Raw genomic sequence first — 6,682 nt, forward strand, 5'->3', positions numbered from 1 at the left:
CTAAATTGTCTCAACGATTATAAATTTTTTAAAGCTTGTTTGATAATAGTCTCTACCGTTGCATCTGGCATTGTTGCAACAATTTTTTCGACCACTTTTTCTGCCGATTTTCTAATAAATCCTAAAACTTCTAATGCAGATAACGCCTCATCTTTATTTGTATTGCTTTGTAACATAGAAACTTCGTCTAAATTATAAAGTTTTAACACTTTTTCTTTTAAATCTAAAATGGTTCGCTGAGCTGTTTTCACTCCAATTCCTTTAATAGACTGAATCGTACCTACATCACCTGAACCAATAGCATTTATAATTTGTTTTGGTTCTATTGACGACAGCATCGTACGGGCAATATTTGCACCTATTCCTGAAACAGAAATAAGTAATTTGAAAATTTCTTTTTCGGATTTTTCGACAAAACCATATAACGAGTGACTATCTTCCTTAACTATAAGGTGTGTAAAAAGCTTTATAAAATCTGTTGTAGGTAACAAACCATAGGTGTGTAATGAAATATTAATATGATAACCAACACCATTACAATCTATTACAACTTCCGTAGGTGATTTTTCGACTAATTTTCCCTGAATATGTGCTATCATAAATAAATTCGTAAACCTTCAAATATACTAATTTTCTTCAATTTTAGTTATTTTTTTTGACCAACTACTTGATTACTCGATTAAAATAACATCCGCATTTTTTTTGTTGGATTTTATTTTTTTCTCTTTTTCTTGTGCATCAACAGCAGCAACAGCAGCCATGTTAACCATTTCTTCTACGCTTGCTCCTAATTGAAAAATATGTACCGGTTTATCCATACCCAACATTATAGGTCCAATAGAATCTACTTTATATAATTCCTTTAACATTTTATAGGTAATATTTGCAGATTCTAAGTTTGGAAAAATAAGCGTATTTACTTTATGACCTACTAATTTAGAAAATGGAAATTTACTTTTTAACAAATCAGGATTTAAAGCAAAATCTGTTTGAATCTCACCATCTACAATCAAATCTGGATATTCGTTATGTAAATACGAAACTGCTTCACGCATTTTTGCAGCACTTTCACTACCCGATGAACCAAAATTAGAAAATGAAACCATTGCAATTACTGGTTCTAAACCAAACATTCTTACTGTTTTTGCAGTCATTAACGCAATTTTTGCTAAATCATCTGAGCTTGGATTCTGATTTATTGCTGTATCAGACAAAAACATTGGACCACGAGCAGTCATCATCATATTTGTGGTTGCAATTCTTGTAACTCCAGGCGCTCTCCCTATGAGCTCCATCATAGGCTTTACAACAGTTGGATAACTTCTAGAATATCCAGTTACTAAAGCATCTGCCTCGCCTTCATTAACCATCATTGCTGCAAAATAATTACGCTCACGCATCCATTTTTGCGCATCTAACAAAGTAATCCCTCTGCGACAACGTGATTTCCAGTATATTTCTGCGAAACGCAATCTTCTTGCATCTTCTTCTTTTGTTTTTGGATCTAAAATAGCAACTTCGGCATCAAAACCTATTTCTTCTTTTAGTTCTAAAATAATATCTCTATTTCCTAATAAAATCGGAATTCCAATTCCTTCTTCATGTACAATTTGAGCTGCTTTTAACACATCTAAATGATCCGCTTCGGCAAAAATAATTCGTTTTTTATCTGTTTTGGCTCTATTAGCTAACAAACGAACCATTTTATTATCAGAACCTAATCGTTCTAGTAATTCTTCTTTGTATTTTTCCCAATCGGTGATTTCAATTTGAGCAACTCCACTTTCCATAGCTGCTTTTGCTACAGCTGGCGCAACTTCTGTTATTAATCTTGGATCGAAAGGTTTTGGAATAATATAATCACGTCCAAAATTTAATTTGGTTTCTCCATAAGCGATATTTACTTGTTCCGGAACTGATTGTTTTGCTAGACAAGCTAGAGCTTTAACAGCAGCCATTTTCATTGCTTCGTTAATTTTTGTAGCCCTAACATCTAATGCGCCACGAAAAATGTAAGGAAATCCTAAAACATTATTTACTTGATTAGGAAAATCAGAACGCCCCGTTGCCATAATAATGTCTTTACGAGTGGCAATTGCAAGATTATAATCGATTTCTGGTGTTGGGTTTGCCATGGCAAAAACGATAGGATCGTTTGCCATTCCCAATAACATTTCTGGAGTAAGAATATTTCCAGCAGAAAGCCCTAAAAAAACATCGGCACCAATTAGTGCTTGATGCAAATTGATATTTGGTTTTGCTTTAGAATATCTTTTTTGCAAATCTGACAAGTCTGCTCTTTCTGGAGAAAGTACACCGTCTTTGTCAAACATGATTATATTATCTGGATTTACTCCTAAAAGCACATATAAGTTAGCACAAGCTAATGCAGCTGAACCTGCTCCCGAAACAACTAATTTTACTGTTTCTATTTTTTTATCGGCTAATTCTAATGCATTTAATAACGCCGCTGATGAAATAATGGCAGTTCCATGCTGGTCATCGTGCATTACTGGAATATTTAGTTCTTCGACCAATCTTCTTTCGATTTCAAAAGATTCTGGCGCTTTAATATCTTCTAAATTTATTCCACCAAAAGTTGGCGCAATGGCTTTGACTGTTTCTACAAATTTATCAATATCTGTAGCATCAACTTCTATATCAAAAACATCAATATCTGAGAAAATTTTAAATAACAATGCTTTACCTTCCATTACTGGTTTAGAAGCTTCTGGCCCAATATTTCCAAGACCTAAAACAGCTGTACCATTAGTAATTACAGCTACAAGATTTCCTTTTGCAGTATATTTATAAACGTTGTTTACATCTTTTGCAATCTCAAGGCAAGGTTCAGCTACCCCTGGTGAATATGCTAATGACAAATCACGTTGTGTAGCGTATTTTTTAGTAGGAACAACTTGTATTTTTCCTGGTGTGGGTTTCGCGTGGTATAGTAATGCTTCTCTTCTTTTATTATTATTCGCTGACATATTTTAAAATTACTATGAATTTACAAAGTTAAAATATGCATTGGAAGTACGAAATTTTTTAGGTTAATCTTTTAGAAAGTTTTAATTCTATCCGTGGTAAACTCGTGACAAAATTATTTTTCCGTTTCTAACTTCCAGCACTTCTGCCACAAGCATATCGTCTTCGTTTTCTACTTGACGAATGTACTCCATAAAAACCCTGTCAGAATTTGCTGTGAGCGATGTTACTTTATAATGTAAACTTGGCAACCTATCAAAAGCATCTTGCCACCAAACTCTCATCGCTTCTTTACCAACCACCAAGCCGTTGGTTTCTGGTTTATGAATTTTTATTTTTGGACTATAATGTTCTGCTTCATCATCATAAAGTGCTAATAATTTTTCTAGTTCTTTATTATTGAATGTTTCGAACCAACGAAATGCTATAGATTGTAATTGTTCTGGTGTCATATTTTGTATTTGCTTTAACCACTAAGTTCACTAAGGTTTTCACAAAGGACAAAAAAAGAAGTAAATCTTAATGAACTTTATGAAAACCTTAGTGAATAAAATTTGTGATTACTTATATTATGTGTTTTTTAAATTGATAATTTCTTGTTCAGTCAAGAAACGCCAATTTCCTCTTGGTAAATTCTTTTTTGTTAATCCCGCAAATGAAACTCTGTCTATACGAAGTACGTCATATTTGAAACTTTCGAAAATAGCACGAACCACTTTCACGTTTGCCGTTTTTAGTTTTAAGCCTATTTCGCTTTTAGATTCGTTTTCGATATAACTTACATCTTCAACAAAAACACGGTGACCATCTATTACAAGTCCTTTATTTATTTTTTCTAAATCTTCAAATTTTAAATTTTTATCTAAAGAAACTTGGTATATTTTTGATGATTTTTGACTCGGCAAACTAAATTTACGAATCATATCTGTATCATTTGTAAACAACAACAAACCGGTTGTATTTTTGTCCATTCTTCCTACTGCTGCAATTTTTGAATTGGTCGAACCTCTTACTAATTCTAAAACATTACGATTTTCTTGACCTTCATCGAAAGCTGTGGTAAAATTTTTAGGTTTGTTTAGTAGGATATATTCTTTCTTTTCTGGTGTAAGCACCGATCCGTCGAAGTTTACGACATCACCTGGTTTTACCATATAACCCATTTCGATAACAGGAATTCCGTTTACTTTTACGTTACCTGATTGTATATAAATATCAGCATCACGACGTGAACACGCTCCTGAATTAGAAATATATTTATTAAGACGTATTTCGTCTTTTACCTTTGGTCTTTTAGGCGCTTGATTCGGTTTTTTTTCTACTTTATTTGGGTCAACTACCTCAACTTTTGTTGTAGGTTTTACTTTTTTTGGACCTTGGGCACGCTTTGCCATCGCTGGTTTTGGCTTGTTAGAACTTGGACGAGTACTGTTTGGTCTCGCACCACTTCCTTTTTTATTGCCTCCTGAATTATTCATAACTTCTGTATTTACTTCTTCTCTTGGGTCTTATGACCACAAGTTTGCAAAGATAGTGTTTCTTTATTTGATAATGAAAAATGGAGCTTGATAGTTTCTTAGTTAGCCCAGATTGCAACGGAAATACTTTTTCTTGCTTCTTTAGCAAGGAAAAGATTAAAGTGTAAAGCTGGAAATAGCTCCGAAAAAAATTATAATTTTAGCAATGCTTTTCCGTTTATTAATACCGAAGGATTTATCAGGACGATGCAAAAAACGCCTGCAACGATAAGGATTTTTAACACCACATGAAGTTGCACGTATTTGGGTTGTGTTTGAGATTTCCAGAGTTTGAGTAAGAAGAAAATTAGAATAATTAGACTGACATAAAAATAGATATCCATATAACCCACGTCATATTTTTCGATTAATATATATACGGGAATAATCGTCGAAATGGTTAGAATTGTAATGATTCGTTTGGAAATTTGTTCTCCGAAACGCACGGGAATGGTTTGGTAGTTGTTTGCAATATCTCCTTTTATATTTTCTAAATCCTTAATCATCTCACGAATGAAGATGAGTAAAAAAAGGAACATCGCATGTGCAAAAATAACATGATAGAAATTTTTGAAATACAATAAAATACCAAAAAAAGGCAAAACAGCAAGCATTGAAGCGGTTAGATTTCCAACAATGGGATATTTTTTTAGTTTGTGTGAATAGAACCAAATAAGAAAAATATAGGTCGCGAAAAACAAGGCTGCTCGAAACGAAATGATGAACGCCAATGCTGTTGCTAGAAAATTTAGCACAAAATAGACTTGTAATTTTGTTTTCTGACTCACCAATCTGTCTAACATTGTTTTGTTGGGACGATTGATTAAATCTTTTTCGGAATCGTAAAAATTATTGATAATATAACCCGATGCAATGGTTAGCGAGGATGCAAAAACGAGTATAAACAAACGCCAATCTAAAATGACATCGAGTGCTCTTTTTTCGGGAGAAAGTATAAATATTGAGGATAAATATTGTGCTAAAACGACTACTGGAATATTATAACCACGGACCACAGAAAACAAACTGAGGATTTTGATTAAGAATAATTTTGATTTACGTGTTAGCATTTATTAAGTCGAAAGTTGCAAAGCATAAAGTTTGAAAGTTCTTAAAACTGATAAACCACTTCCAATTTATAATCTTTTAGTGACATTCTTGCTTTTTCTAAATCTTGTGTAAATCCTAAAATATAACCGCCACCGCCAGAACCGCAAAGTTTCAAGTAATAATCATTTGAATCTAAACCTCGTTGCCAAAGTCCGTGAAACTGCTCTGGAATCATGGGTTTAAAATTATTTAAAACTACTTTTGACAATTTTTTTGTATTAGCAAATAATGATTTGATATCGCCACCCAAGAAATTTTCTACACAAGCATCGGTATGTTTTATAAACTGTGATTTTAGCATTTTTCGGAAGCCTTCTTCTTTTAAGCTTTCCATAAAAATATTAACCATTGGTGCCGTTTCTCCAACAATTCCTGAATCTAACAAGAAAACTGCTCCTTTTCCGCTTAGGCTTTGCGTTGGAATTCCTGTTGCTTCGATATTGTCCTTAGAATTTATTAGAATTGGAATACTCAAATAGCTGTTTAATGGATCTAGACCTGAACTTTTCCCATGAAAAAAATTCTCCATTTGAGAAAAAATATTTTTAAGTTTTAGTAATTTTTCGCGAGTGAGATTTTCTAAAACTGTGATTTTATTATTGGCATATTTATCATAAATTGCCGCTACAAGCGCACCACTACTTCCTACACCGTATCCTTGTGGGATACTAGAATCAAAGTACATTCCGTTTTCGACATCATTATTTAAACTCTCTAAATTGAATGTTACTAATTCTGGCTGTTCTTCTTGCAAAGTGGCTAAATGCGATGCCAATCTCTTCAAATTTTGATTTGATTTTACTGTTTCAACCGAAGAATTTCCGTCAGATTTTAGCGCACCATTATAGAAATTGTAAGGGATAGACAATCCTTTTGAATCACGAATAATTCCGTATTCTCCAAAAAGTAATATTTTTGAGTAAAATAATGGTCCTTTCATCTATTTTTAGTTTTCAGAATATAAATATACAAATTAAATTGATTGACTTCCAAATCCAATTTCGTCACAAATGTACTGACCATTTTGACAATAGCCAACTAATTCGTCCTTAATAAATTGCAAAACT

General features: G+C 32.9%; 6 protein-coding genes. All 6 read right to left on the reverse strand.

The window, feature by feature from the left end; translation table 11 throughout:
- Window positions 1-17 precede the first annotated feature (17 nt).
- Window positions 18-599: a Holliday junction branch migration protein RuvA gene (gene ruvA / locus ABI549_RS07215; protein ID WP_348075787.1), complete on the reverse strand. Its 582-nt coding sequence runs from the start codon at window positions 597-599 to the stop codon at window positions 18-20.
- 72 nt (window positions 600-671) lie between these two features.
- Window positions 672-2,990: an NADP-dependent malic enzyme gene (locus ABI549_RS07220; protein ID WP_348075788.1), complete on the reverse strand. Its 2,319-nt coding sequence runs from the start codon at window positions 2,988-2,990 to the stop codon at window positions 672-674.
- A gap of 87 nt (window positions 2,991-3,077) precedes the next feature.
- Complete coding sequence (locus ABI549_RS07225) at window positions 3,078-3,440, reverse strand: nuclear transport factor 2 family protein (RefSeq protein ID WP_348075789.1); 363 nt, start codon at window positions 3,438-3,440, stop codon at window positions 3,078-3,080.
- Window positions 3,441-3,557: 117 nt separating this feature from the next.
- The gene (locus ABI549_RS07230; RefSeq protein ID WP_348075790.1) at window positions 3,558-4,466 is read right to left on the reverse strand and encodes a pseudouridine synthase; all 909 of its coding nucleotides are present in this window, start codon (window positions 4,464-4,466) and stop codon (window positions 3,558-3,560) included.
- Between the two features lie 191 nt (window positions 4,467-4,657).
- Window positions 4,658-5,575 (reverse strand): geranylgeranylglycerol-phosphate geranylgeranyltransferase, encoded by a 918-nt coding sequence (locus ABI549_RS07235; RefSeq protein WP_348075791.1) that lies wholly within the window; start codon window positions 5,573-5,575, stop codon window positions 4,658-4,660.
- 41 nt (window positions 5,576-5,616) lie between these two features.
- On the reverse strand, window positions 5,617-6,555 hold the full coding sequence (locus tag ABI549_RS07240) for a mevalonate kinase (RefSeq protein WP_348075792.1): 939 nt from the start codon (window positions 6,553-6,555) through the stop codon (window positions 5,617-5,619).
- Window positions 6,556-6,682: the final 127 nt, after the last annotated feature.

This window comes from Flavobacterium sp. (genome assembly GCF_039932285.1).
Lineage (GTDB): Bacteria > Bacteroidota > Bacteroidia > Flavobacteriales > Flavobacteriaceae > Flavobacterium.